Origin of the sequence: Erwinia sp., from assembly GCF_049696395.1 — a bacterium.
Taxonomy (GTDB): domain Bacteria; phylum Pseudomonadota; class Gammaproteobacteria; order Enterobacterales; family Enterobacteriaceae; genus Erwinia.
Genome location: NZ_JBAVTT010000070.1, coordinates 1 through 2,625 on the forward strand (window position 1 = coordinate 1; position 2,625 = coordinate 2,625).

Sequence of the window (2,625 nt, forward strand, 5' to 3'; positions counted from 1 at the left end):
TGTGCAACAGATGATTGGCGTTGCTGAAAAAACACTGTCTACGGGGTCGGATTACGTCGAATTTATGCTGCACTCTTCCGAGTTTATGCCTGATGGCAGCCCGACCTTTAAAAATGAAGCTGATATCGATCGCCTTTATGACGATCTTGAGCAGTTGTTTATCTGGCTGGATAGCCGGACGACAGGAATGACCTTAGCGGAATATGCAGCCACTAAAGTTTGTTGATATATCCATCAGGACGCGATGAGAATGAACATGAAAATCAGCTTTAAAAAGACGGACTTCAGTTCTGCTTTTTACTTCCTTGCCCTTGCCTCAACGTTATTGACAATTATGGTGACCTTTATTGATGTTAAAGGTGCCAAGGTTCTCTTTTACTGGAGCGTCTATTTTTCGCTTGCCGGGATTTTAGTTAACTGGAACACGTTTTATAAATCCCGTTTGTGGTTTATTGGGCTGTTAGCAGCCGTCGGCCTGAGCAAAGTCATCTGGTTTTACTGGGAGTATTTAGGCGACCCTGCTTACAACGACTTTAATGACTACTTCAATGCGGGTAAACGCATACTTCTGGCTTGTTGCGTTGGCTACTGGTTGTTTTCTCAGATGAAGATTCAACAGGTTAAAAGTCTCTGGCTGATCCGAAACGGGTTACTTCTTGCATTCTGTGCGGCCACCATTTTTGGCTTCTATCAGTATTTTAGTGATATACATCGGGTTGTTTTTTCCTTAGACCGTGCAACAATATCGGCTTATGGCTATGCAATGTTGTCGACGATGGTGCTTTTTATGCTGGCATCGGAAAAGCACACGCCGCTGAATATCCTTGCCTGCCTGACGATTTTTTGCCTTTCCTATTTTGTGCTGGTTCAGACTGGCACCCGCAATATGATGGCGGCGTACCCGGTGATTATCCTGCTGGTTGGCGTCCTGCAGTTTCGCCATTTTGGCCTGAAATCATTAGTGTCGGTACTGGCAGCGATAGTGATATTGGTTGGGGTGAGTTACAAGCCCATGATCAAGCCTAAGCTGGACTCGACTCTGCAAGAATACACTACGTATATCCAGTCTGATGGAAACAAATTCGGGTCGTTAACGACTCGTCTGGCAATGTGGAAAGTGGGGACAGTCTGTTTCATAGGGAATCCTTTAGGGATGAAAACAGAGGATCGTACCGCTTGTTTCGAAAACTACGTGAAAACCCGTCATAAAGACAAAGTGTCGTTAATGTATGAGAAAGTCCATTTGCATAACGAATTACTGGATAGCGCAACGTTGCAGGGGATTCAGGGAGCGTTGGTCATGCTGCTATTTTATGTGGTGCTGATTGTCTACTCTTTAAGAAGTAAAAATGCTCTGTTGCTATCGGTGATGTTTGGCGTGGTGATTAGCGGCTTGACTGACGTGGTGTTCATCAGTCGTGAATTAACGATTTGCGTGGCGTTGATGTTGATTATCTGCGAGATGTTTAATTTCCTGAAAAAGCATCACGAGAACGACATCGCCCGCTAAGGCTTTCACCGGGGTCTTCACCGACCCCGTTTACGCACTTTCAACATTTTTCTTTTGTAGCTCAGTCTGATTTTTCCATCCAGCAGAAATCGGCTCAAACTCACCTGACAGATACGTTTGTACACCAGAAGGTCCTGCCCACTACTCCGCAAAGAATCTTCGTAGCGATTGGCTATATCCAGCCAGTGGCAGGTGATCAACGACGCAAAACGACTGGGCAGAACCTCATCCATATGCTGAGTAGCAGCAATCAGGCAGTCAATTTTCTGTTTAGTAATGGCCGAAGAGAGGCTGCCAGCATGCTTTCTGTAGAGATAGAAACCGTGATTCGAATAGAGCGTCTTCTGGCTTTCAGTCAATAACAGAGGAAATAACCAGCTGTCCTCATAACATATAAAGTCCGGGAAAGCGTGCTGCTGCAGCAGACGGCGGGAAAAGAACTGGCCGATGAAATGTGCCTGATAGTCCCGGTGGACAAGAAAACGCTCGATTGACTGATGCTGAGTGAGAGGTTCGGGTTCGCCAGCTTGCCAGGCAGGTATTTGGCCAGGTTCTCCACGCACTTCAATGATTTTACTGAGAAAAATGTCAGGTTTTTGCTCTTGCAACGTGAACAGCCGATCCCGCACTGCACAGGGCAGGAGTTGATCATCACTGTCGACCATCAACACATACTCCCCCGTAGCGAGGCTGACGGCCTCATTGCGAACTTTACCTACGTTTCTGTGAGCCGTGAGGGCGCTACGGAGTTGGGGGAGTTGTCGGGCATAGTTATCGATAATCGCTTGTGTGCCATCCGTGGAACCATCGTTAATGATGATGATTTCAGCTTGATCCAGAGCCTCACCCAGTGAAGCTATAATACTGTCGAGCGTAGTAGCCAGAGAAGCTTCGCAGTTGTAGGCTGCAATCAGAATACTGAGTTGGCAGGAGTGGGTCATTCGCTTACAGATACCGGTAAGACGAGCAATGGCATTAACAGCGACATGACTTTATCCGCCGTAATGGAGGCCATATTATTGCCCTGCTCAGGGCGCAGTACACACTGATTCTTGCCATAACCGCCAATCAACCCCGGATCTGTCGGACCATAAAGCGTGATGTTGGGGCGGTCC

The 2,625-nt window shown here is 47.1% G+C and carries 3 protein-coding genes and 1 pseudogene; 2 read left to right on the forward strand and 2 right to left on the reverse strand.

What is annotated here, in order from left to right; all coding sequences use genetic code 11:
- Window positions 1–226: pseudogene (locus WCC56_RS09685) on the forward strand (deacetylase); the annotation flags it as partial.
- 30 nt (window positions 227–256) lie between these two features.
- Complete coding sequence (locus WCC56_RS09690; RefSeq protein ID WP_424692164.1) at window positions 257–1,510, forward strand: O-antigen ligase family protein; 1,254 nt, start codon at window positions 257–259, stop codon at window positions 1,508–1,510.
- 17 nt (window positions 1,511–1,527) lie between these two features.
- On the opposite strand, the gene WCC56_RS09695 is transcribed toward WCC56_RS09690, so the two are convergent.
- Both WCC56_RS09695 and WCC56_RS09700 read right to left on the reverse strand, forming a co-directional pair.
- Window positions 1,528–2,451, reverse strand: coding sequence for a glycosyltransferase family 2 protein (locus tag WCC56_RS09695; protein WP_424692165.1), 924 nt, complete (start codon window positions 2,449–2,451; stop codon window positions 1,528–1,530).
- Window positions 2,448–2,625, reverse strand: a 178-nt coding sequence (locus WCC56_RS09700) for a glycosyltransferase family 9 protein (RefSeq protein WP_424692166.1), incomplete at its 5' end; no start/stop codon positions are given. The genes WCC56_RS09695 and WCC56_RS09700, both read right to left, overlap by 4 nt.

What these genes read in the sequence shown, in the direction of transcription:
- WCC56_RS09690 (WP_424692164.1), top strand. Translation starts at nt 257, where the DNA reads ATGAAAATCAGCTTTAAAAAGACGGACTTCAGTTCTGCTTTTTACTTC.
- WCC56_RS09695 (WP_424692165.1), bottom strand. Translation starts at nt 2,451, where the DNA reads ATGACCCACTCCTGCCAACTCAGTATTCTGATTGCAGCCTACAACTGC.